The organism is Zarconia sp., assembly GCF_057467645.1.
Window position 1 is genome coordinate 109,629 of the sequence record NZ_JBRJXU010000006.1, and the last position, 22,956, is coordinate 132,584.

Annotated in this window: 18 protein-coding genes; 9 read left to right on the plus strand and 9 right to left on the minus strand. The window is 48.8% G+C overall.

Annotated features, from left to right (window positions below; translation table 11 throughout):
- Positions 1-145 precede the first annotated feature (145 nt).
- A complete protein-coding gene (argC, locus tag AC2215_RS00710; protein ID WP_486808023.1) occupies positions 146-1,198 on the minus strand; it encodes an N-acetyl-gamma-glutamyl-phosphate reductase in 1,053 nt (350 codons plus the stop codon).
- A gap of 135 nt (positions 1,199-1,333) precedes the next feature.
- Here argC and AC2215_RS00715 point away from each other — a divergent pair, with 135 nt between their 5' ends.
- Positions 1,334-1,681 (plus strand): hypothetical protein, encoded by a 348-nt coding sequence (locus tag AC2215_RS00715; protein ID WP_486808024.1) that lies wholly within the window; start codon positions 1,334-1,336, stop codon positions 1,679-1,681.
- Positions 1,682-1,927: 246 nt separating this feature from the next.
- Here AC2215_RS00715 and argB read toward each other — a convergent pair whose 3' ends face one another.
- Entirely contained in the window at positions 1,928-2,821 is an 894-nt protein-coding gene (gene argB, locus AC2215_RS00720) for an acetylglutamate kinase (protein WP_486808025.1), read from the minus strand.
- Positions 2,822-3,104: 283 nt separating this feature from the next.
- Positions 3,105-3,668, minus strand: a complete 564-nt coding sequence (locus AC2215_RS00725) for a shikimate kinase (protein ID WP_486808026.1) — start codon at positions 3,666-3,668, stop codon at positions 3,105-3,107.
- A 215-nt stretch (positions 3,669-3,883) separates the two neighbouring features.
- Here AC2215_RS00725 and AC2215_RS00730 point away from each other — a divergent pair, with 215 nt between their 5' ends.
- Together AC2215_RS00730 and AC2215_RS00735 are read left to right on the plus strand one after the other, a co-directional pair.
- Positions 3,884-4,942, plus strand: a complete 1,059-nt coding sequence (locus AC2215_RS00730) for a Gfo/Idh/MocA family protein (protein ID WP_486808027.1) — start codon at positions 3,884-3,886, stop codon at positions 4,940-4,942.
- A 119-nt stretch (positions 4,943-5,061) separates the two neighbouring features.
- Positions 5,062-5,850 carry an LmeA family phospholipid-binding protein gene (locus AC2215_RS00735; RefSeq protein WP_486808028.1) on the plus strand — a complete coding sequence of 263 codons (789 nt, stop codon included), beginning with the start codon at positions 5,062-5,064 and terminating at the stop codon, positions 5,848-5,850.
- A 231-nt stretch (positions 5,851-6,081) separates the two neighbouring features.
- Here the strand turns inward: AC2215_RS00735 and AC2215_RS00740 are convergent, their stop codons facing one another.
- The 3 genes from AC2215_RS00740 to AC2215_RS00750 all read right to left on the minus strand — a co-directional run bounded on the left by AC2215_RS00740 (position 6,082) and on the right by AC2215_RS00750 (position 9,730).
- The gene (locus tag AC2215_RS00740; RefSeq protein WP_486808029.1) at positions 6,082-6,861 is read right to left on the minus strand and encodes a hypothetical protein; all 780 of its coding nucleotides are present in this window, start codon (positions 6,859-6,861) and stop codon (positions 6,082-6,084) included.
- A complete protein-coding gene (locus tag AC2215_RS00745; RefSeq protein ID WP_486808030.1) occupies positions 6,854-9,370 on the minus strand; it encodes a CHASE2 domain-containing protein in 2,517 nt (838 codons plus the stop codon). The genes AC2215_RS00740 and AC2215_RS00745 overlap by 8 nt, the downstream gene beginning before the upstream one ends.
- A gap of 237 nt (positions 9,371-9,607) precedes the next feature.
- Positions 9,608-9,730 (minus strand): hypothetical protein, encoded by a 123-nt coding sequence (locus AC2215_RS00750; protein WP_486808031.1) that lies wholly within the window; start codon positions 9,728-9,730, stop codon positions 9,608-9,610.
- Between the two features lie 647 nt (positions 9,731-10,377).
- On the opposite strand from AC2215_RS00750, the gene AC2215_RS00755 reads away from it, so the two are divergent.
- From AC2215_RS00755 to AC2215_RS00780, 6 genes are all read left to right on the plus strand, one after another.
- On the plus strand, positions 10,378-11,631 hold the full coding sequence (locus AC2215_RS00755; RefSeq protein WP_486808032.1) for an imelysin family protein: 1,254 nt from the start codon (positions 10,378-10,380) through the stop codon (positions 11,629-11,631).
- A complete protein-coding gene (locus AC2215_RS00760) occupies positions 11,628-13,100 on the plus strand; it encodes a di-heme oxidoreductase family protein (RefSeq protein ID WP_486808033.1) in 1,473 nt (490 codons plus the stop codon). The genes AC2215_RS00755 and AC2215_RS00760 overlap by 4 nt, the downstream gene beginning before the upstream one ends.
- A 400-nt stretch (positions 13,101-13,500) precedes the next feature.
- Complete coding sequence (locus AC2215_RS00765; protein ID WP_486808034.1) at positions 13,501-14,418, plus strand: carotenoid oxygenase family protein; 918 nt, start codon at positions 13,501-13,503, stop codon at positions 14,416-14,418.
- Positions 14,384-15,724, plus strand: a complete 1,341-nt coding sequence (locus AC2215_RS00770; protein WP_486808035.1) for a carotenoid oxygenase family protein — start codon at positions 14,384-14,386, stop codon at positions 15,722-15,724. Before AC2215_RS00765 ends, AC2215_RS00770 begins: the two co-directional genes overlap by 35 nt.
- 351 nt (positions 15,725-16,075) lie before the next feature.
- Complete coding sequence (locus AC2215_RS00775; protein WP_486808036.1) at positions 16,076-16,543, plus strand: ABA4-like family protein; 468 nt, start codon at positions 16,076-16,078, stop codon at positions 16,541-16,543.
- 70 nt (positions 16,544-16,613) lie between these two features.
- A complete protein-coding gene (locus AC2215_RS00780; RefSeq protein ID WP_486808037.1) occupies positions 16,614-17,528 on the plus strand; it encodes an alpha/beta fold hydrolase in 915 nt (304 codons plus the stop codon).
- A 143-nt stretch (positions 17,529-17,671) separates the two neighbouring features.
- On the opposite strand, the gene AC2215_RS00785 is transcribed toward AC2215_RS00780, so the two are convergent.
- The 3 genes from AC2215_RS00785 to AC2215_RS00795 form a co-directional block, all read right to left on the minus strand.
- Positions 17,672-18,985, minus strand: coding sequence for a DUF1517 domain-containing protein (locus AC2215_RS00785; RefSeq protein ID WP_486808038.1), 1,314 nt, complete (start codon positions 18,983-18,985; stop codon positions 17,672-17,674).
- Between the two features lie 603 nt (positions 18,986-19,588).
- Positions 19,589-21,379 (minus strand): tetratricopeptide repeat protein, encoded by a 1,791-nt coding sequence (locus tag AC2215_RS00790; RefSeq protein WP_486808039.1) that lies wholly within the window; start codon positions 21,377-21,379, stop codon positions 19,589-19,591.
- A gap of 33 nt (positions 21,380-21,412) precedes the next feature.
- Entirely contained in the window at positions 21,413-22,858 is a 1,446-nt protein-coding gene (locus tag AC2215_RS00795) for a phospholipase D-like domain-containing protein (protein ID WP_486808040.1), read from the minus strand.
- Positions 22,859-22,956 lie beyond the last annotated feature (98 nt).

Genomic DNA, 22,956 nt, shown 5'->3' on the forward strand with positions numbered 1-22,956 from the left:
GTGATTTGAGCTGAACCGATACGACTTATTACTTATTACTTATTACTTACTACTTCAGCCCCATGGAGCTTGACTCGGAGCACGATCGAGCGCATTTCCACCAGTCAACCTTGCCGGTTCTCCCGAAGGTTTTTGGGACGCAAACTTAGGGATAAAAACTCAATTGAGGCAATCCCAAGGTTTCCTCCATACCCAGCATCAGATTCATACACTGTAATGCTTGACCAGCTTGACCCTTCATCAAATTATCGATCGCCGACATGACGATTGCACGGTTGGTGCGCTGATCCACTTCAACTCCGATATAGCATAGGTTCGTGCCGCACGCCCATTTTGTCTGCGGGTAGGTTCCCCCCGATAGTACCTTCACCCAAGGTGACGTTCGATAGAAAGCTCTGTAGATGGTGAGTAAATCTTCTCGTACCAAACCGGGGTCGCGTAGGGTTGCATAAACCGTGGAGAGAATCCCTCGCACCATGGGGATGAGATGGGGCGTAAATTGCACCATCACGTCATGTCCGGCGAGGTCGCTGCAAATTTGCTCTATTTCCGGGGTATGGCGGTGGCGAGCAACCCCGTAAGCCCCCAGGGAGTTATCCGCTTCGGCGAGCAGCAGGTTGGTTTTCGCCTGTCGTCCGCCGCCCGAGGTTCCGGATTTTGCATCGATGACGAGGGTTCCCGGTTCGATGAGTCCTTGTTTGAGGAGGGGGGAAATCGCCAGCAAACTGGCGGTGGGGTAGCAACCGGGACAACCCACGAGTTGCGCGTCTTGGATGCGATCGCGATACAGTTCCGGTAAGCCGTAGGTAGTCGTGATAGCCGTTTCGCTATCGGTGCGATCGCCTCCGTACCAGGTTTGATAGGTCTCTAGGTTAAAAAATCGATAGTCAGCTGACAAGTCGAGGACTTTACAACCCTGTTCGAGTAAGGTGGGCGCAATTTGCCACGCCAAACCATTCGGTAACGATAGGAAGACGACCTGGCAGCGTTGGGCAATTATCTCGGCATCCACCGCTTCGATTTTTAGATCGACTCGATGCCCTAAATGGGGGTAAATATCGGAAAAGGATTTCCCCGCACTCCCTTGACCTCCCAAATATACGAGTTCTACTCCCGGATGTTCCACTAATAGGCGGACGAGCTGAACGCCGCCATAACCAGAGGCTCCAACCACTCCTACGGGTATGCGCTCTGTCATAATTTTTTCCCCCACTTTTGGCTCCGATATAAAGATCGCGATCTCGTTTGCTGCATTCTATAACACGCTTGCCCCCTTTCAACGCTACACTTCAGGGGAAATGGTACGAATTCCCGAACCACCAAGAAATCTACGATGGAAACCACGACCCTTTATCGGCCGGTTGGACCTGAAGAATTGGCGTTAATTCGCGAGTCGGGATGGCGAAAATTTCCACCCCGCTTACCGGAACAGCCTATTTTTTATCCCGTTCTCAATGAAGAATACGCGACCAAAATTGCCCGAGATTGGAACGTGAAAGCGAGCGGTTCTGGTTTCGTGACGCGGTTTTGCGTTCAGACGGAGTTTCTCAAAAAATATCCAGTTCAAACCGTGGGCAGTTCTATTTGCAAGGAATTCTGGGTTCCGGCAGAAGAATTACCAGAATTCAATCATCATCTTGTGGGTCAGATTGAGGTGATTTCAGAATTTGATGGGGAATAAATTGTTCTGAAAAAAGGGGGAAAAGAGGAAAGGAAAAATACGAGAACAAGCGAATGATTATCGTTTGTTTTTTTCTAGGCTAAGTTAATATCTCAGGGTCAGCATTCAGCCGTTTAAATATAGCTATCGCCAAGGCGGTTATGACACCTGAGAAATCAAACTCAAGTCAGCATTTTCTTCTCTCTTTTCCCCTAAACCCTGAACCCTGTTCTAGCAGATATCTATTAGACCTAAATACTGATGTAATTAACCGATAAACTCTGATGCCACCATCATCGTACCAATTCCTGTATCGGTAAAAATTTCTAACAATAAAGCGTGGGGAATACGACCATCGAGAATGTGAGTTGCTTGTACCCCTTGGGCGAGCGATCGCACGCAACAGGTGACTTTGGGAATCATCCCCCCAGCGACGATACCTTCATCAATGAGTTCCCGTGCCTTTTGAATATCGAGTTTGGGAATTAACGTTGCTGGGTCTTTTGCATCTCGAAGAATGCCTGCCGTATCGGTGAGTAAAATTAATTTTTCGGCCCCCAACGCAGCAGCAATTTCCCCAGCGACGGTATCGGCATTGATATTGTAGGATTGTCCTGTTTCGTCGGCGGCGACGCTGGAGACGACGGGTACGTAGCCGCTATCGACGAGGGTGGAAATTACCTTGGTATCCACCGCACTCACTTCCCCAACAAAACCGATGCCCTCTTGTCCTTGCGGGCGAGCTTTAATCAAGTTACCATCCTTACCGCACAACCCAACGGCAGAACCGCCAGCTTTGTTAATTAAGGCAACGATTTCTTTATTCACCCGACCGACGAGTACCATTTCTACCACGTCCATCGTTGGGGCATCAGTCACCCGCAAACCATCTTTAAATTGGGGGTCGATGCTCAATTTCGTCAGCCAGGTATTAATTTCCGGGCCGCCACCGTGAACCACCACCGGTCGCAATCCCACGCAGGAGAGAAAGACGATATCGCGGATGACTTTCTCCTTGAGGAGGGAATCTTTCATCGCCGCGCCACCGTACTTAACCACGATGGTGCGACCAGCAAATTGTTGGATATAGGGGAGGGCTTCGCTGAGGACGCGCACCCGTGTGGCTTCAGCTTTACGCAGATACTCGTGTTCGTTGACCATGAATGGTGGAAATGAATCGTGAAAAATAAAAGGTCGATCGTCTGAAACATCGATCGCACTGAAGAGTCATTAAAAGTTTACCGGTATTTTTCAACAACCCGGCAAGATTTTAAATTGTTCTATTAACCCAATAAGAAAAAAAGCAACCCCGATCGCGCATTCAGTCGCCGATTACAGCAACTCGAATTCACTCCTAGTCAGGATACCAAAATCCCGAACGATCGCCTGGGCGATCGTTATTCTTTTAGAATCCGCAACCATCGGTATTGTGGGTTGGGCATCGTTAGTTGCGATCGACCTCTCCGTCCTGGGGCGACGATTTGAGGGCTTTTTTCACCTCATCTAAGGTTCGAGTGGCAATCTGTTCGGGGGTTTGACCGGGTTCGATGACGACGCGCGCATCTGCTTGGCGGTAGCGAGATTCTCGCTGGTTCAGCAGCGTTTGTAGCTTAGCTTGGGGATCGGGATGCTGGAGTAAGGGTCGGGTGGTATCTCCTTGCAGGCGGCGGTAGAGTTCGTTGACTGGCACATCCAACCAGGCGACGATGCCGTGGTGCAAGTAACTCCAGTTCATCTGCCGGGTAACGATGCCTCCACCGGTGGCGATAATGCAACGGCGATAGGCAGACAGTTCGGCGAGGACTTGGGTTTCGAGTTGGCGGAAGGCGTCTTCTCCATCGCGATCGAAAATTTCGGCAATCGAGATGCCGGCCACTTTTTCGATGAAATCATCGGTGTCGATGTATCGATAGCCGAGTTGGGCGGCGAGTATCTTGCCGACGGTTGTTTTGCCGGCCCCCATCATGCCGATGAGGTAGAGATTGACCCCTTTGAGAAAATCGGACACTGAAAATCTTCCTGCGATCGGGTTGTTATCTTTTGTGATGTCTAAGGAATCATACCCTTTTGAGTCGATATCGTTCTATCGCACCCCCTCAAAAATTCACCCGTCAGCCCGTTGTGTGCGACCCCCGATCGCCTCTAAAGTCGGTTTAGGGGAAAAAACTCGTTGGACCGCCCAGCCAGTTTTACCAACCTTTTCGATTGCCTTAACGGAAGCCCATGACAACTCCCAACATCGATCCGATCGCCCCATCGTACGATCTAACCCCTCCGATTCGCGTGGGGTTGGTGGGGACGGGTTATGCCGCCACGCGCCGCGCCGAGGCGTTTTGCGAAGACCCTCGATCGCAACTAGTAGCCGTTGCCGGTTCCGATTTCTCCCGAACCCAGGAATTCGCCCAGTCGTACCAAGCTGACGCCATGACTTCCTGGGAAGAACTCCTCCGGCGCCAGGATCTCGATTTGGTGACGATTTGTACGGTAAACTGCGACCACGGTCCGATCGTCCGCGTCGCCCTACAACAGGACAAACACGTCGTCGTCGAATACCCCCTCTCCCTCGATCCTGCCGAAGCCGAAGAACTCGTTGCCCTTGCTGCCAAGAAGGAAAAACTACTCCACATCGAGCATATCGAACTGCTGGGGGGCTTGCATCAGGCGTTAATTCGCGCGCTACCGGACATCGAACCGGTCTCTTACGCCCGTTACATTACCATTACGCCCAAACACCCCGCACCCCGTCGTTGGTCTTATCAACTGGAGAAATTAGGCTTTCCCCTATCGGGGGCACTCTCTCGCATTCGCCGAATGACTGATTGCTTTGGGGAAGTGACGCGGGTAAGCTGCCACGATCGATATTGGAATACCCCAGATGGTAACTTTTTTACCGCCTGTTTGTGTTCGGCACAGTTAACGTTTGCTTCGGGAATCATGGCAGAGGTGGTTTACGGCAAAGGCGATGCCTTCGGCGTGCGAGAAAATCGCTTTGAGGTCTATGGCACAAATGGAACGCTGATATTAACCCCGAAAGAAGGGAAAATGATGCGAGGGGATGACATCGTACCGCTCGAGATTGCGTCTCGTCGGGGTTTGTTTGCGAAAGATACGGCGATGGTACTCGATCGCCTCTTAGAGAATAAACTCCTCTATACAAACCCTTTCGATAGCGTTTATGCTCTCAAAGTTGCGGATGCGGCACGGCAATCTGCCGAAACGGGACAAGCAGTGCTGCGCTTGGATACTTCCCTTTCGTCTGAAAATTCGCAATGGATTTATTAGATCGATCTGCCAAAAGGGTGATGGGATAAAGATTGATTCTTATCGAAAAATTCTCAATGATTACCCCGATTTTCCGTTTCCCATTCCCCGTTTCCTCTTTTCCTCGAGAGGTTGACTGAGTGGATGTACTCACGATTCTACTCTCGAGTCTGTTGGGTTTACTGTCTCCAGTGGGATTGGTTCTTGATGAGACGCTAGAGGGGGAAATTCGCGATCGCTTTGAGGAGGTTGAAGAACTCCAAGTGCGTATCGATAATGTCCCCAGCCACCAAATTTTGGCAGGAAAGGTCGATCGCGTGCGGATTGCCGGACGGGGATTGCGATCGCCGCCTTTGGTCGATCTTGGGGATGGCGAGATGCGATCGCTGCGAATTGCAGTTTTGGAAGTGGAAACCGACCCCATCGATCTGGATCTCGATCGCCTCGATGATGGACTTGAAGCTTTAGAGAAACCACTGCAAGCTGGAATTCGGTTGGTGTTGGAGGAGGCAGATCTCGATCGATTCTTCAATTCCTCCGATACTTCTCTCGAGGTTACCAGCTTCGAGATTAGAGATTTTATTGTTACCTCCCCCGAAATTGACTTTACCGATGAGAATCGATTGCAAGTGCGGTTTGGACTGCAAGAGAAAAACGATCGCGAACCCCTAGAAGTGGCGATCGAATCTGGGTTTCGGGTGCTGCGGGGGCGCTATCTGGAGTTCGTCGAACCGAGGGTCATCGCCAATGACGAAGAGGCTGCCCCGCAACTGTTGGAGGCGATTTTGGGGGAGGCGGGGCAGTTGGATCTCGATCGTCTCTCTCCCCAAGGAACGATGGTTCGGATACTGCGCTGGCATCTGACACCCGATCGATTTGAGGTTGCCGTTTTCGTTCGCGTGAGTTCGGCGATCGAGAATATTCTGTAACGTCAGTTTTGGTTCAGACTGTGTCAGGTGAGGGTGGGGAATGGGGAACGGGCATTGGTGAAAGGTTAAGCTGATGCGCCATTGGACAAGGAGACAAGGGGACAAGGAGACAAGGGAGAAGAGAATTATTCAATGAATTCATTCCCCACACCCCACACCCCACACCCCACCCCAACCGACACTTTTTATCCCGAACTGACGTTAATTTAGCCCAAATGCTTGTGCCCCTACCTAATCCTCCGGTTCCCGGCAGTATTCCTCGGGCAAAGCCTCTAGAAGCGTTGCCAGTTCTTCGGAGGGTTCGACGACGGAGAAGGCTTCGAGGAAGGCATCCGATGGCAACCCGTTCTCGGTGAAGTATTGGGCGCGAATCCGGGCGATATCTTCTTCGCTGGCATTGTCGGGTAGGGTGAGTGCTGCTAACTCTCCAGCAATGCGATCGCGATCGAGTGCCTCCGCAATCTGGAAGGAAATCGCCATCGTCGGCTGGTTTGCCCCATTGAAGAAAACCAACCAATAATAAGTTTGACCCGGTGCGAGGGCTTCTCCATCGTACTGGGCTTGGTTTTCCGTCGGTTCGGCTGACCACAATAAGGTTGAATTTTGAATATCGTCGCCGTCGCGGACTTCGACGCGCGTCACGTTCCCCCGAGTCTCATCCCAGAGGAATAACGGGCGATCGTTCCATACTATCTGAGTCGTACCCAAACGACCTGGGGCGATCGAGCAGAACCCCCCCCGTACTCCGGTATTTTCTTCGTCTTTGGGAGGTGGGGGCAAGACATCTGCCCAATTGGTTCCGGTATCAACGGGCGGTTTGGGTGGTTCGGCTTCATCCTTGGTTTGCCAGGATCGGGAAAATCGATCGCGATCGACTTGCTGCCACCGATCTGACTCCAATGGTACGGGAGAAACAGAATCCCCGATGCTGGCGTGGCAGTACGAGTACGCAACAAATACCAACTCTGTTGCAATGAAAAGGCTAGAAAACATCCGATTGAATTTAACCATCAATTCTACTCCTGAAAATAGGGGGCAGAGTCAGAACCCAAAACGCAACCGAGGGTAAAACCCAAGGAAACAACAATCCTGCCCCGATGTAAACTTGTAAACTCATCAATCCGTAAGTGGCGGGAATCCCGAGGATAAAGGGCAAGCGCGGATCGAAAATGGTCCTAAATTTGCCTCGAGTCGATCGAACTTTGCCTTGCTGTCCTCCCCAAACCACAGCCATCCCTTTTCCCAGCAACACTGCGACTCCAATAGCCCACAAGTCGGGAATCGGGACGACCACCCGTTTCGTTAAAACGTGATGGAGGGCGTAGGCTTGGGCTTCTGCCCCCGTTAAAACTTGGCGCGGATCGGGCGGATTTTCTCGATCGCGCCAGTATGCCATCGCTGGTGGTAAGGGAAAGATATCGGCCCCATCTGCGGCAATCCCGGCTTCGAGATATCCCCCAGCTGCCACGATAACAATGGGGGGACGAGCGGTTTTCAACTGTGGTACGTCCGCAGATTCGTCGAGTAACTGCCAAGCCGGAAGGCGATCGTACGCGCGCTGGGGGGGAATGGAAAAATCCAAAATCGGATGCAGCCATTGTTGGCGCAAGCGATAGGAAAAGATTGTCAGAGGTCGGCGACGAAACTGAGGAGATAATAGAGGATTTTGCCAGTCTTCAGTTTGTATGTCGACCGTTTGTTGAATATGGTCGATCGAATCCTCGGTCAAATCCGTCGAACGATCGAGTTGCGGTTGGGGTGCATTCGCGCCTTCGCGATTTAATCCATCGGCTAGGGCCAGGGCATAAGACAAGGGTAACGGTTCATCTCCCGTTAAATGTGCGTTTTTGAGCAGGCGCAAATCCCAACGCCGCATCCCGATATGTCCGGGCAAACTCCACTGGGAACGAGCCAGTTTCGGATGCACGCCCAGCCAACCTTCAACATCGTGACGGATGGTGGCAAAGACCAGCCAGGTGGGAGAGTCCCCCGAGACGGCCGCCCGAATCGATCGCCTCATCACCTCATCGTTTTCTCCTTGAGGGCGATCGAGCAGATAATCTAAACCAATGACCTGGGCATCGAGGGCTACGAGTCGATCGATTAACCGGGCCAGATAAGTTCGATCCATAGGTCTGGGATCGCTGATGCCCGCTTCTCGAATCGATTTTTCGTCAATTTGCACTAGCAAAATGGGGGTGGGTTCGATCGTGCTTTTCACATCGCCGTCCCGCTGTCCGGTGAGGTTGCGGTACGCCGCCTGAACCAGTAAGCGCTGTTGCTGCAAGCTAAACTGGACGGGAATTTGCAGGCTGAGGAATACCAACACCAATAGTGCCAGGGCTTCGATTTTGTTGGGTAAGAGTTGCCGCAGCCTCGCTTTCCACCCCCTCGGATACAGGCGAAAGAGTTCCGCACCGGGATGGCGAAAGAGGGTCGGAATCAGGTACGCCGAGGGATAGGTGAGATTTTGCTTGACTTTGAGGGTGTCGCAAGCCGCCAGCAAACAGTCGTGAACGTCTTTATATTGGGCGAGGTGTTGCAGGAATTGCACCAAAAATTCTTGGGCAACTCGATTGTGAACCGCTTCGCGCATAATCGCCACTTGAGATAATCCTAAGTCGATCAGGGCTTCGGCAATATTTAAGCCGTTACAAGAATTAAAGAGGGCAAATTTAAGTCCTCGCTGTTGGGCAATTTCTAAATCTGGAGCAATTTCTTGGATAGAAATGGAGGCATTGGGGGCGATCGCAATCTGTCCGCCGAGCAATTGCTGCTCGTTACTATGTCCGGCAAATAAGAGAATATCCCAGCCTTCAGAATCGGTTAGAGCGTCTCGAATCTCTGTTTGAAGTTGCTCGATCGTTTGACTTTGCTCTTGTGTTTGCTGCCAACCCAAAAATCGAATATCGAGCTGTTTGTTTAAAGCCGCAACGGCTTTTATCTCTTCTTGGAAGTTGAGATGCTCGTCTTGACCAATAATCATCAAAACGCGGGTTTTATTTCGATGTTGGTTTTGAGGATTTCCCGCTGTTTGGATATTGCTTGGAGTTCTCGAAATCCGAATGCTCGATTGACTGGCAATTTCCCACGCTTCCCAGGGTAACCGCGCCAATTCTAAGGGCGTGCAGGTGAGAAAAACTTCTATTTTAGATTCAGTTTGAGATGCGATCGATCGATTTTGAGCAATTTGCTCGCGAATTTCAAATAATTCTCGACTGCGCAACCAACGGTGGAATTCATACATCAATACCGCTTCTGCCTGCACCACTTTGGCGTGCCAATCGATGGGTTGCGGCGCCATCGTCCCATCATCTACCACTCGTCCCCGCAATTCGGATTTATAAAAACTTAAATAAACCCGCCGCCAATCTTCATAGAGTTGTTCGATAATCGGAGGATATTCCAGTTGAGCTATTCGTTGTTGCCCTTGACCCCAGGACAGTTCAAACAAACAGATATCACCGAATTTTCGGATGCTGAGTGAATAATGACGATCTAAGCCTGAAGATGCAGACATAACAATTTATTTTTTAATCCATACTATTTGCATCTTGTCAATCTCTTTGAAAAAGAGAGTTAAGATTTAAGCTTGTCTTGTTTTCAACGAATAATTGACCCTGACGTTATTTGAGATTGAATATCGGAAAATTCTAAATTCAGAGAGCAGAAAAAGCAAGGTCGACAACGCTCTTTTCTCCTGTAGACGGTTTCCGTTCGACTCCTCTAGGAATACATATTTCTGAGGCAGGGGAACTTATGCAGTTTCGATCGCCATATTCGAGATCGAGATGGAAGCTTCGAGTTGATGGTTACCCATGAGGGGAATCGGCGAGCGCACGGTTGCGACAAACCATGCGCTCGCGTTGTCAATCATCACGATCTCCCCACCTACAGTGAAAACCGATTGGCTTTCAGTTGAAATTTCTTCTCAATATGCTTGAGATGCTATGACATGAGATAACTCAAGTTTCGTACTAGTCTGCCATCAGTTTTTCCGACATCTGAGGCTGGGGATGGTTACCGGCGTTGAGGGCGATGTTTAAAAGATCGCGCTTGAATCTCAAGCCACAAGAGCTTCTAGATTTAACCGATAAGATGCCTGAAAATGACTTGAAGTTTTTTGAGATCTAAAGCTTGAATAAACCTTAAGACTTACTGCTCACTAGTTGAAAGTACTTCTCAATATTTTCGGATCCTGCTACATTAAACGATCTAAGTCCCGCTCAACGGTTTCCCCGATCGCGAATTTTTGGCATTAGAAACGGACGGGTCGATCGGGTACTCATCCAGTTGCTCGGATTCCAGAATGCGGGTTTTGGGTCGGGGACTCTATCGCTTTGCCATCTCTGACACTTCAAAGTGCCATCAACACGGTTCTCCGAGAGCTAGTGCCGCTACGCGGAATGAAAAATGAAAAATGAAAAATGCTTACTGTTCATAGCTTTCAGTGCTTGAGAGCCGGTCAGTTATTTCTGCCACGCTGCACTAGACGGTTCGATATCCTCCTATTCTTTCAACATCGTTATGACTCATACCTCTTTAACTCATACCTCTTTAAAAATTGCAGTTGCCGCCCTCACAGCTCTGTCCCTCTCCCCAATCGGTCGGGTGTGGGGCACGATCGCCCCGACGACTCCTGAGAATTATGGGTCTTTGGAAATGCCCTCTCCCGAACCAGAGTCTCTAGCCATGGAGGTCTCTCTGAGACCCTATATTGAAGGCTATGCCGAGTTGGTCTATCGAAACTACCGGGATTCTCATCAGCAGGCAGTAGGTTTGGGCGAGGCGATCGATGCCTTCCTGGCTCAACCCAACGCTGCAACCCATCAGGCCGCCCAGCAAGCTTGGGTTCAAGCTCGTCAAAGTTATTTACAAACCGAAGCGTTCCGATTTTATGAAGGTCCGATCGACTTTATCGATCCCGCCACTGGGGAAGAAGGACCCGAGGGACGGATTAATGCTTGGCCGATGAATGAGGCGTTTATCGATTACGTTCGGGGCAATCCGGATAGTGGCATTATTAATAACAAGAGTTTGGACGTTTCCATCGAAACCATCTTGGAAAACGACCAGGTGACCGATGAAGCTGATGTGACCACGGGTTGGCACGCGATCGAATTTTTGCTGTGGGGTCAGGACTTTAACGCCCAAGGCCCCGGAGAACGGAGTTTTGAAGATTTCGTCCCTGATGGAGATACTAACGATCGCCGTCGCACCTATCTCCAATTGGTTACCACCCAGCTCATCGACGACTTGAGCTTTCTCGAAAACGAATGGAAGCCAAACGCCAATAATTTCCGCGCGGAGTTTATCGATCGAGATCCAAAAGAATCGATAAGCAAAATTTTCACCTCCCTCGCAACCCTCAGCGCCTTTGAAATGTCTTCCGAACGTATGGCCGTTCCCCTCGACAGCGGCAATCAAGAAGACGAACATTCCTGCTTTAGCGATACCACTTACCAGGACTTTGTCTTCAATGCCAAAGGGATTGAGAATGTCTACTTTGGAAACTACGGAAACTACGACGGGCCAGGTTTCGACGAACTGATCGCTCAGCTAGATCCGGGGATAAACCAAACCGTTATCGCAGCTTTGACGCAGACCCGCGAGGCGATCGCGAGCATTAACCAACCCTTCGATAGCGTGCTGGCTTCACCACTCGGCAGCGATGCCAGAGAAGAAGCAGAAATGGCGATTACAGCCCTGGAGAATCAGGCTGAAGCCTTTCAAGCATTGGGTACCGTACTCGGAGTTGATGTGGAGATTTTGGCAGAATGAGACGTAGGCATTACCGGCTCGCGATTGTTGCCGTCGCGATCGCCATTTCGATCGTGTTCTCTTCCGCGCTATCTCCACCTCTGGGGATGGCAACCGATCGAGCAGCGAACCCGCCACGATTCGCGCGAGAGGATTATACTGCCCAAATTCAGGAAAACCGCACGGCGTTGTCTGGGGGAGAACTGGCAACAGTTGAAAGAATTACCCAAACGGCTTTTGCTCAACCGATTGTCAACCTCGATCGCGGACGGCGGCGAATCTTTTCCTTTGGAGACCACCTATTCAACACCCAATGGGTTCAAGCTCCGGCTTCTGTTGCCACCCTCGATGGCCTCGGTCCCCTATTCAACCGCAATTCCTGCGCGGGTTGCCACGTGCGGGACGGTCGAGGTCGTCCGCCTCTGCCCGACGAAACCCGCATGCTTTCGATGTTGATGCGGCTGAGCGTTCCGGGACGAGACGAGCGCGGCGGACCGATGCCGCATCCCGTCTATGGCGGACAGTTTCAGGAGCAAGCTATCCTCGGTGTGGCGGCTGAGGGAAAAACGAAAATTTCTTGGACGGAAGAGCCGGGGCAGTTTGCCGATGGTCTATCTTTTAGTCTGCGTCGCCCGACCTACGAGTTTACCGAACTCGGCTACGGTCCGTTCGGGGACGATCTCCTCTTTTCTCCCCGCGTGGCCCCGGCAGTATTTGGGCTGGGACTGCTCGAAAATATTCCCCAAGAGAGTATCCTCCAACAAGCCGACCCCGACGATCTAGATGGAGATGGGATTTCCGGTCGTCCGAACTGGGTTTGGGATGTCGAGCGACAGGCAACGCACTTGGGTCGTTTTGGTTGGAAAGCCAACGAATCGACCTTAAAGCAGCAAATTGCCGGCGCGTTTAATGGCGATATTGGCATTACCAGCAGCTTACTGGAGACCTCAAGCTGCACGGAGTCCCAGGTGGACTGTCAAGAAAAAACCCAATTTGGCGATCGACCCGAGGTGAGCGATGTCTTTTTGGACAAAATTACCACCTATGTCAGTTTGCTAGCAGTTCCGGCAAGGCGCAATCTCGATGGAATCTCCGAGCAACGGGGAGAACAACTGTTTTATCAGACGCAATGTGCCTCTTGTCACTTACCTCGACAGGTGACGGGAACGGCTTCCGAGCATTCTGAGTATAACGATCGCGTCATTCACCCCTATACGGATTTACTGTTGCACGACATGGGGACCGATCTCGCTGACAATCGTCCGGATTTTGAGGCAGATGGCAGGGAGTGGCGAACGCCGCCTTTATGGGGGATTGGTTTGGTTGAGAATGTCAACAAGCACACGTTTTTCTTGCATGATGGTCGCGCACGTAATTTAGCCGAAGCAATTCTCTGGCATGGCGGTGAGGCGGAGCAATCCAAGGAACAGTTTGTGGCCATGGAAGAAGGTGATCGAGAGGCGCTGTTGAAATTCTTGAACTCGCTCTAGTACAAGGTGGTGGGAGTTTCACTACCATTTCGTCCCGATCGTGGTGTATCCACCGGAAGCAATGGTGGGTGAATTCCTGCCTCAGTCTACCAGTGCAGCGCGGCAGAAATCACTACCGAGTTCTCAACTGCTGAAAGCTATGTACAGTAAGCATTTTTGATTTTTAATGACCTGTAGCGGCACTAGTTGCTCGTAGTTTGAGTTTGACCTCGACTCCCGATTAAACAGAAGCAGTATCAATGAAACCGCAGACTCTTCTTTGTCTTGCTTCTAGGAGCAAGTTGACAGGATGCACGAAAGTGCAAAGGTCTGCAAATAGGCGTGTTTTTATTGTTGACAACTCGCTGAATATTGGGAATAATACAACCCATTATAAATTTAAATTTTAGGAGTTTAGTTAGTGAGTCAATTAATTTCTAGTGTAACGGAATTCACTGCGAACCATACTGATTGCTCGCTCCCACTACGATTGCCTCAAGCTATTTTATCAGTGAGTCGAGAAGAATTTTACGGACAAGATAGTGAGCACCAACCTTTAGATCTAATTGTTAAGAAAGGATTAACAGAGCAGCAGTGTAAACTTCCAGAAGATTTGCAAGGTCATGTATTTATTATCGGAGCAGTAGGAGCAATCGATACTCCTAAATACCAAGGTTCTTCTCATATTGTCGAGCCTTGCAAAAATGGTTCTATTCCTATCTATAACGGAGATGGAATGGTCTATCGTCTGGATTTTCACAAAACACCACGTCGTCCTTACGTTTACCAGTCCGGTCAATCGTATAACGTGTGTGAAGAAATCGGTAAAGCCTGGATGTCAACTCGGATTGTCAAAACACCAGACTTTTACGCCGACCTCGCACTGTCTCAAAAATCTAAATATCAGGAGCAGTGGCAAAAGGAGTATCCTTGGCTTAAATTCAGAAATTGCGGCTTAGCTCGTTTGTCTCTAAAACTTGGTTCTCGCAACTATCTAAATACAGCTTTTTTACGGATGAAGTTTTCCAATGGCACAGAACGTTTGCTAGTGACGTGGGATGCTGGACGACCTTACGAGATCGATCCCTGTACCTTAGACCTTGTTGCTCCCATTGGGTGGAACGATCAGTGGCATCCCATTACACCTCTTGCTCCTAAGGGGATATGTCCTCCAATTTTAAGCACGGCACATCCACAATTTGACTCTCAGACAAATGAAATGTTTACAGTTAATGCCTGCAAATCGTTTCCAGGTCTCTTACCCTTATCTCGCTTATTTGACTTTCATACACAAAACGCAAACCATGACATCAAAAAAAAAATATTTAAAAAATATTAAAAACTCAGGATTTCTAGTGTCAAAATTTATTGTAGAAAAAATTAAATACTTAATGGAAAAAATATCTGTTCTTGGTTATGACTTAATATATTTAAATGTCTGGCGAGGAGAGAATACAGAGATTGAGAAAATACCAGTTTTTCTTGAAGATGGTAGTTTGATGAAAATCGAACAAAGTCTTCATCAAATGGCATTAACCAAAAATTATATTGTTTTGTCAGATTCTGCATTTAAACTTCCTTTGTATGGCTTAATTCCTCAACTATTTTTTAAAGACAAAAAAGTAACTAAGATTTTCAATAAAATTTTAGATTTTATTAGAAAATACCTAAAATATCCTGAATTACCTTATACCGATTTATATTTTATTTCGAGAAATCAATTAAAACAAAATCGGGCAATAGCGAAACGAATTAGAATTCATCCAGAAACCGCTCATTTTTTAGCAAACTATGATGATAAAGAAGGTGAAGTTATACTTCATGTGGGTCATACAGCTGCTTCAGATCCAGCAGAGTTTATTCATCGTTCAGATTGCCCAATATCTGACAATATGCTAATTAACGGCGGATTGCCAGCAAGCCCAATGGATGTTAATCGTATCGGATGCTGGATTCTAGATGTAGAAAAAGAAAAAGTGATTAAAAAAAACATACTTTCTGAAATTGATTCTAGAAATCACTTATGGGCTTTATCTTTATATACTGGACAAGAGATTCAGTCTCAAAATATCACCAATTTATTCTGGAACTGTTGGGGAATTTATTCTGAAATCTTAAGCCAATCTATTTTGGAAATGTATCAAAAATATCCCAATAGGGTTGTATCTGTTTCCGAGCTTGTTCATGATATTATCAAAAATGGTAAGCCAGCAAATCTACTCCGATTACATATCCAACATTCTGAAACTTCTGATACTCCAGAGTTAAAAATTGAGGATTATTATAACTTTCCATCAGGATACTTTGGCAATTCACCTCAATTCATTCCACGACCTGACTCCACCGAACCGACAGATGGCTATATTGTTTGTGTCGTGATTTATTCCGATAACCTGCTGTCTGACAATACAGAACTCTGGATTTTCGATGCCAAAAACTTGAGTGTGGGTCCACAATACAGACTCAGCAACCCTCGATTAAATATGGGAGTTACAATTCATACTACTTGGTTGAGCAAGTTGGAAAGGTCACCAGCAAGAACAGATTATAGTGTGTGGAAAGATTATAAAGATATAGTAGAAAATACTGGCTGTGAAGTTATAAAAACTCTGTTTGAAGAAGATGTATATCCTCATTTTGAATGATAGAAGATGAAATTATAGCAGTTATCACATTCATGAGGTACAGAATTTCTGAGAATAGAGAATGGGGAACAAGAAATGGGAAATTGAATCAGGGTGTACCTTACAAGTCTCAGAATTTCTATATCCTTCTTCTGTTACTCTCCGAGAAATGGGGGTTACACCCTGATTCTCTATCGTTGGCTGTAATGACGGTAATTCGTTAGAATTCCGGAAAGTGACAGAAGATGGATATTCTGTATATATATTTATACAACAGAAAGTCTACAAGAATAGGTTGAATTATGATAAGTTTTTGATGTCAGAGAATTCAGTATTAACCAGTAGTGATGTTTATAAATTTTATTTTTTTTCATGAGTGTCAATTTACTTTATAATATCGCCAACTATTATGTGATTCCATTTTGGATAATGATAGTCTTATTTCCAAATTGGGAAATATCTCGAAAAGTAATGAAATCTTCATTACTTTTTCTACCGTTAATCATGATTTTCTTATACTTGTTAAGTCAATCTGTTACTCCTGAATCAGCTAGTAACTTATTTTTCGTTCCTTTAGAAAATATTGTGCTTTTTTTTAGAGGTGAAGAAATTATTTCTCTAACTTGGGTCCAACTTTTAACTCTCGATTTATTTGTGGGTCGTTGGATTTACTGGGAAGGACAACGAACTGGAATATTTACCGCTCATTCAATCATTTTGAGCTATTTTGGAGGAGGTCCTTCAGGAATCTTATCTCATATGATTACTGTCTTAATTAATAAAACTATTAACTCAAATATATTTTCTTCACCTTCATCAACTGAAAAAAATAAATCATAAAAATAATTTTCACTTGATTGAAAAAATTATCAACTCTCTTGAACGCTTAGAACTCTAAACGCAAGATTTTATGAAAATCAATTCTTATCATCCTTTTCGCTCTTCTAAAGCCAGAGAACAATTTCTTTCTAGTTATGATACTCTTGCGAAGAAATGGCCAGTACCATCTGAAACGATCGTTATTAAAACATCCTACGGTACAACTTTTGTTAGGATTAGTGGTCCGGTAGATGGTTTACCCATTGTGTTATTGCATGGTCACTTGGAAAATTCTCTGAATTGGCTACCCAATATCGAAGAACTATCGCAAGACTACAGAACCTATGCGATCGATACTATCTCTGACCCGGGTCGTAGTATTTATACTAAGTTATTAAAAAGTTCTGAGGATTTTACGAATTGGTTAGATGAGGTATTTGATGGATTAGGTCTCGAACAAGGAATTAATTTAATTGGTTTATCTTATGGTGGATGGCTGACTAGCCAATATGCACTCAGGTTTCCACATCGACTCGGTAAAATAATTCTTATAGTACCTGGTGGCATTGCACCCTTTTCTTTAAGATTTCTACTATTTGCAATATTATTGGGTATGTTTCAATTTAAAATCAAGTTTTTATTCAAACAGTTGACTCGTTGGCTATTTTTTGATTTTCTAGAAAAAGATATAAAAAACGAAACAAAGTTTAATGAGTGGTTTAATTTTTTATATCTTGGAATGCAAAGTCATAAGTCGCCTCCAATGGTTTTTGCCACATCACTATCTGATGAAGATATACAAAAACTGACAATGCCAACTCTTATCTTAGTTGGTGAAAATGAGGTTGTTTATTCGGTTAAAAAAATGCTTGAACGAATTCAAAAATTAGAACATAACATTAAAATAAATGTTATAAAAAATGCAGGTCATGATTTGACATTTTCACAACCTCAAAGTGTTAACCTTGCAATTCTAGATTTTTTAAAACACGATAAGTCTCATTAAAAAATCTAGCTATTGTAAATATATAGGGCTTGCTGAATAACTATATTTCTACCGCACTGTACTAGTGGTACTTTGACAACTTTTAAACCGAGTAAGTCCGGATCTGCGAACCAAGAATCCCCCGTCATTCATGCGGAGGAGTGTCAAACCTGAAGCATCTCGGCATACCCCATTAACAGCTCGTCGTAACTGAGGCTGTCGGTCTCGGCTTGCGGCGTCCACAGCAGTTCGTAGACGAGTAGGTACTCTGGGGAAATAGCCGCTAACTTTTGCAAGGTGGCTTCGAGGTCTTCGGTCGATCGCACCTCACCAAATAGCGGCTTGTCGTCTTCGGTTCCCACTAGCAAGGTGACGACAATGTATTCTGCCGGTTCGAGGTCGTCGCTGGGTTCACCCGGTTGCTGTTGGCGAATGCGACCGTCAACGTTGGTGAGAGTTTCAGCGCTAAACTTACTCCGTTCGCCGATCGATATTTGATTGAACATTCGGCTGGCGTCTTCTCGATTCTTCACGGTTTCGGAACTCGCCAGCACGTGACTCCAGCAATCGGGTTTGCGCAGCAGCGCCAGAGCGGTTTCCTGCAACAATTCGACCAAACCCTCAGGAGTTTCTAAATCTGCACTGAGACTGAGTTGGGTTAGATGAGATTGGATGTCCCGTGCCTCGGCCAGCAGCGCCACTTGCAGTTTGGTGACCGTGACAATATCGTTATCGAGTTCTTTATCAGTGCTATTGCCGCTCTTCGATTTCGAGAGCAACGCCCAAAGCACCCAAATCCCCACGCCGAGAATTAACAGAATTAAAAGAAAACGCCAGGGAAATCCTGCAGAGGAGTTCGAAATACGCCCAGAAGATACCCCGGAAGATCCGCTAGTATTGGGACTTGAGGAAGAGGTGGACTCAATGACACTCGTATCGTCACTGTCGTCACTCTCGCTGCTGTCGTAATTGTTGTCGTTGGAGTTATAACCGGGGTTGTAACCGGGGTTGTAGCCGGGGTTGTAGTAAGGTCGCGGTGGCGAAACGGGAATCGGTACCGGAACGATGACGGTATTCGAGTTAGAAGGTTGAGGTTGGCGTACGGTGGGTACCGTAGCGGGTTGCGGTGCCGTGGTGGGTGCGGGTACGGGTGTGGACTGGGGTGTTGGCTTGGAGGTGGGTTGGTTATCGAAGGAACCCCCGCGCACTCGTCCACCCGTATTGCCCCCCGACTGCCCTTGAGGTGCGGGAGTACTGTTGCGAGAGGGTGAGGAGGAACGAGATGGGGATGACGAGCGAGAGGGTGAGGAGGAACGAGACGGGCGTTTGAAAGACCCCCCCCGACTGCGTCCCCCCGAGCGCTTGGCTTCAGCTTCGGGTACGTCGAATTCTAGATGAAAGGTGGCGACATCGAAGGTTACGTGATTGACGACCAAAAAGGCGATCGCGATCGAGAAGAAAAGCTGAAGTTTGCGCATGGTACTCAGTAGTCACTTCACAGTTCAAGAGGAAATCTAGAGAAGAGCCGTCGCTGCCAAACCAACCGATCTTCTCGCGAATTGGCAATTGGGTGCGTACGTGGGGCTATAGCCTGCCGATTCATCGACTGCACCAATAGGTCAATCGCACTCGTCGATAGCATTGACAAATTGCCAATTACATGTATAAATACAGAGTTTGGAGGTGAAAGTCAGCTAAGTCTCGTGCAAGCCTAAATTCCGAAAACACTTACGCTCGATGGGCGAATCCGTAAATCGAGGGTGACTCAAACAGCAACGATATTCGATCGAATCGTTATTGACTCGTTCGTGTTTCTATTGTAAGCCAAACCTCTTGAGGCATTTCTCGATCGCCATCGAAAGCTTTGGGAACTTTTGGGGGCAGAGGAGGCAGGGGAAGGTATAGCTGTATTCAAGATCGTTCGGACACGAGTTTAGGGGAGCAGTGTTGAGCAGGGGAAGAAAGATTTTGGAGAGTTGGCTGTGCTCGCTAAGTGTCCTAACCTCACTGAATGTAGCTATAGATAGTACATCGTGGAAGCATCTTGCTCCCGTTTCTCCCAATTCTCACTTTCCGACTTCTCAATCCCAGTCCTCGCAGGCAATAAACTGACAGTTGGGATCGATCCCGACGGCGATTTCGTACGAGCGCATGGCATCGTGGTTGCGTTGGGCCCGTTCTAGCACCCTCGCCCGTTGCAGCCAACACTTGTGATTTCCCGGTTGCAGACCGATGACGCGATCGAAAGCCACAATCGATTCTTCGTAGCGCTCCAGGGCCGCCAGTCCCACGCCGAGTCGCATCCACAAAGATGCATCGTGGGGCCAAATCCCCAAAGCTCGATCGTAAAGACCCACCGCATCGGTATATCGTTCCAATTGTTCTAACAATTTGCCGCATTGGAGGGGAATACTCGGTTGCTGGGGCGCGAGGCTCATGGCGCGATGGTAGGTGGAGATCGCATCGTCGTACAAATACAGCTTTTCAAAAATATCCGCCCGCTTGAGTTCGATCTCGCACAGGAGTTCCTCATCCTGAGCCACCAATTCTCGCACCTTATCGTAAGCTGCCTGGGCGGCTTCGTAGCTTTGGGTTTTGACCAACACATCTCCCCGAGAATCCCAAGCTTCGATGGCATCGGGTTGCAAGGCAATGGCATTATCGAAGGCGACGATCGCCTCTTTGTAGCGTTCCAAGCGAGCCAGGGCTTGACCTCGTCCCAACCAGGCTTCGGTTAAATTGGCGTCAAGTCGCGTTGCCCGATCGAAGTCCGAGAGGGCGGCAGTGTACTGTTTGGCATCGAAGAGCGCCAATCCTCGCCCGTACCAGGCAATCGCCAAATTGGGCTTCAACCCGATCGCCCGTTCGAAACATCCCACAGCCGCCTCTGCCCACTGATGCAGCAACGCCATGCCCTTATAGGTCCAAGCCCGCGCGTTCATCGGTTCGAGGGCGAGGGCTCGATCGTAGGATTCGATGGCTTCGGGGTACTGCTGCAAATGTTCCAAACACAAGCCCCGACCCAGCCATAGCACTGCTGGGGGCCGGACGTCAGCAGGAAGAAGTTCCACGGTGCGATCGTAGGCTACCAGTACGTCGGCGGGGTCTGAGTACTGTTCGCGCACCTGAGCTAAATTCAGCCATAGGGTTGGATTGCTCGGCTCGAGGGCGATCGCCGCGTCCAAAGCACTGGCAGCTGCTTCGAATTGTTGGATCTGCTGGAGGGCATTGGCTCGATAGAACCAGGTCTGGAGGGATTTGGGTCGAATTTGGCAAGCCCGTTCGTAAGCATTGGCCGCCCCATGGTATTGACCCAGGGAGTCGCAAGCTAATCCCTGATAAAACCAAGACTCGTACCGATGGGGTCGAATTTGGCAAGCTCGTTCTAAAGATTCGACGGCCATCTCGTACTGTTGCAGCTCGTAGAGGAGTTTGCCCTGCAACATCCACCCCCAGTAATCCTCCGGTTGCAGTTGAGTGGCGCGATGATAGCTCTCGAGAGCCTCTTCGTACCGCGCCAATTTTTGCAGGCAACGGGCGCATCCGAGCCAGGCTCGATGAGATTCGGCCGAAACCTCTCTAGCCCGTTCGTAAGCCTCCAAGGCCTGTGCGTATTCTCGCGCTCGATAAAGTCCGTCGCCCTGGCGCAAGTGTTTAGATGCCTGCCAAAATTCCGAGACATTGGCAGAAGCGGAATGGATAAAGCGCAAGAAGGACCGATCGATCGACTCAGAGGGCTTCTGTGTCGAACTCGACGGTTGACCCGCCTGGGCGATCGCGGTCTTGGCTTGGGAATCGACCGGCAACGAGATGAGCGAGGGTTCGCTTACCTTCACTGACTCTTGCTCTGAATTCACGCGTACTTCGTCCATAGGCTTGCTCCGTCGTCTCTGTTACCGCAAACTTTATCGCAAACTGACGGTTTCCATGGGGAATCGCTCCAATTTTGCACTCGGTTGGCTGGCTGGGGGGGCTAACCGCTCGATGGCGGTGGCGATCGATTGCGGATCGGTGACGTAGAGTCCTAATGGCTTTTGAGAAGCCCGATCGTCCCGACAGAGGAGGTGTTCTCCCCCCAAGAGCATCCATACCCCATCGCACGCCACCAGTTTCTCCCGCATCCCCAGAAGTTTCAAGCTCAAATTTCCGTAGCGTTTTTTGAGGTCGAGCAAGTGGGGTAGGGCGCGGTAATGCTGTTGGCGATCGCGTTCTGGATGATAGCGCCATCCTCTCGGTTTCAGGGTAATCGGTCGCCTAGACTCTCCTTCTCGACCGATATCGGCCGGATCGCCCCAGCCGATGCTGACTCCGACGTTCCGTTGCAGGGCGGCTTCGAGAAGACCCAGAAAACGCTTTTCTTCCCCCGTCGGGAGGGTCAACCAGGGGCTAACGACGATCGCCGTCGATCGCACTTGATCCAAGGCTGCCAGGAGATAATCGAAATTCTCTTTGACCAATCGATACGGGTGGGTGTGGGTCGCTTCGAGTTGCCCATCGAGATGTGCGAGCCAACTCGGGACTCGATCGAGCGTCTGCTGAGTGGCATCCTGTTGTTTCTGAAGCTTCCGGGTCTGGCGCGCTAAGTATCCCAAACCGGGTTTAACTAACTCGGCATAACTGCGATCGAGTCCGTCGAGTTTGCCTTGCAGTCCGTCGATTTGCTGTTGGAGGGGTAAGGTGAGGGGAGTCAAATCCGGAGGTTCGGGAATACGTTGGGTCAGATCTTGCCATTGCCCTTGTAATCGAGCGATGTCTCCAGCAAGATTTTCCACCGTTGTCTGGGAGGGGCGATCGTCGAGCTGGGTTTCGAGTAACGTCGCCAGGGAGAGGCGCACGGATTCGATCTCCCCTCGAATTTCTTCAAAATTTTGGTTGGCGTGGTTGTTGAGATTGAGAACGCCCCGTTTGAGAATGGTGCAGGCTTCTTTGATTTGCTCGCGATCGCGATCGGTTTGGTTTTGCAAGTCCTCTTGATGCTGCTGGATTTGCACCACCGCCTCGCTCACCCGGCTCAAGGCCTCTTCCAAGCTTTGGATGCGTTGGGTAATCGGCAGCGCCTGCAGGGCATTGCGGACCGATGTGAGATCCTCGTGGAGTTGCTGCGATCGTTCCATGACCGCTTGCATCTGGGGTTGAATCTGTTGCAAGCGACGGTAGCGGTTGGCGAGGTTGGAGGACAAAGCCAGTGCCACCGGGATCGCCCCATATGCGATTTGTCCCGACACCAATCCCACCGCCGTTCCCACCATCGCACTCGCCCAGGCGATCGGCTCTGCCATATCCAGCGGATGCCGACGCTGACCCCGTTGGGCGCGCGCGGGAAAACTCGGAAGGGTTGCAGATTTGGACATAGCTCGGTTGGGGAGGTCAGTAGGATTGTAACAAATGCGGTGGCGGTTCGCAGGGGCTGTTAACACATCGGCGGTGGATGCGTATAATCTTCTTGACA

What these genes read in the sequence shown, in the direction of transcription:
- argC (WP_486808023.1), bottom strand. Translation starts at nt 1,198, where the DNA reads ATGACAGAGCGCATACCCGTAGGAGTGGTTGGAGCCTCTGGTTATGGC.
- AC2215_RS00715 (WP_486808024.1), top strand. Translation starts at nt 1,334, where the DNA reads ATGGAAACCACGACCCTTTATCGGCCGGTTGGACCTGAAGAATTGGCG.
- argB (WP_486808025.1), bottom strand. Translation starts at nt 2,821, where the DNA reads ATGGTCAACGAACACGAGTATCTGCGTAAAGCTGAAGCCACACGGGTG.
- AC2215_RS00730 (WP_486808027.1), top strand. Translation starts at nt 3,884, where the DNA reads ATGACAACTCCCAACATCGATCCGATCGCCCCATCGTACGATCTAACC.
- AC2215_RS00740 (WP_486808029.1), bottom strand. Translation starts at nt 6,861, where the DNA reads ATGGTTAAATTCAATCGGATGTTTTCTAGCCTTTTCATTGCAACAGAG.
- AC2215_RS00745 (WP_486808030.1), bottom strand. Translation starts at nt 9,370, where the DNA reads ATGTCTGCATCTTCAGGCTTAGATCGTCATTATTCACTCAGCATCCGA.
- AC2215_RS00755 (WP_486808032.1), top strand. Translation starts at nt 10,378, where the DNA reads ATGACTCATACCTCTTTAACTCATACCTCTTTAAAAATTGCAGTTGCC.
- AC2215_RS00760 (WP_486808033.1), top strand. Translation starts at nt 11,628, where the DNA reads ATGAGACGTAGGCATTACCGGCTCGCGATTGTTGCCGTCGCGATCGCC.
- AC2215_RS00770 (WP_486808035.1), top strand. Translation starts at nt 14,384, where the DNA reads ATGACATCAAAAAAAAAATATTTAAAAAATATTAAAAACTCAGGATTT.
- AC2215_RS00775 (WP_486808036.1), top strand. Translation starts at nt 16,076, where the DNA reads ATGAGTGTCAATTTACTTTATAATATCGCCAACTATTATGTGATTCCA.
- AC2215_RS00780 (WP_486808037.1), top strand. Translation starts at nt 16,614, where the DNA reads ATGAAAATCAATTCTTATCATCCTTTTCGCTCTTCTAAAGCCAGAGAA.
- AC2215_RS00785 (WP_486808038.1), bottom strand. Translation starts at nt 18,985, where the DNA reads ATGCGCAAACTTCAGCTTTTCTTCTCGATCGCGATCGCCTTTTTGGTC.
- AC2215_RS00790 (WP_486808039.1), bottom strand. Translation starts at nt 21,379, where the DNA reads ATGGACGAAGTACGCGTGAATTCAGAGCAAGAGTCAGTGAAGGTAAGC.
- AC2215_RS00795 (WP_486808040.1), bottom strand. Translation starts at nt 22,858, where the DNA reads ATGTCCAAATCTGCAACCCTTCCGAGTTTTCCCGCGCGCGCCCAACGG.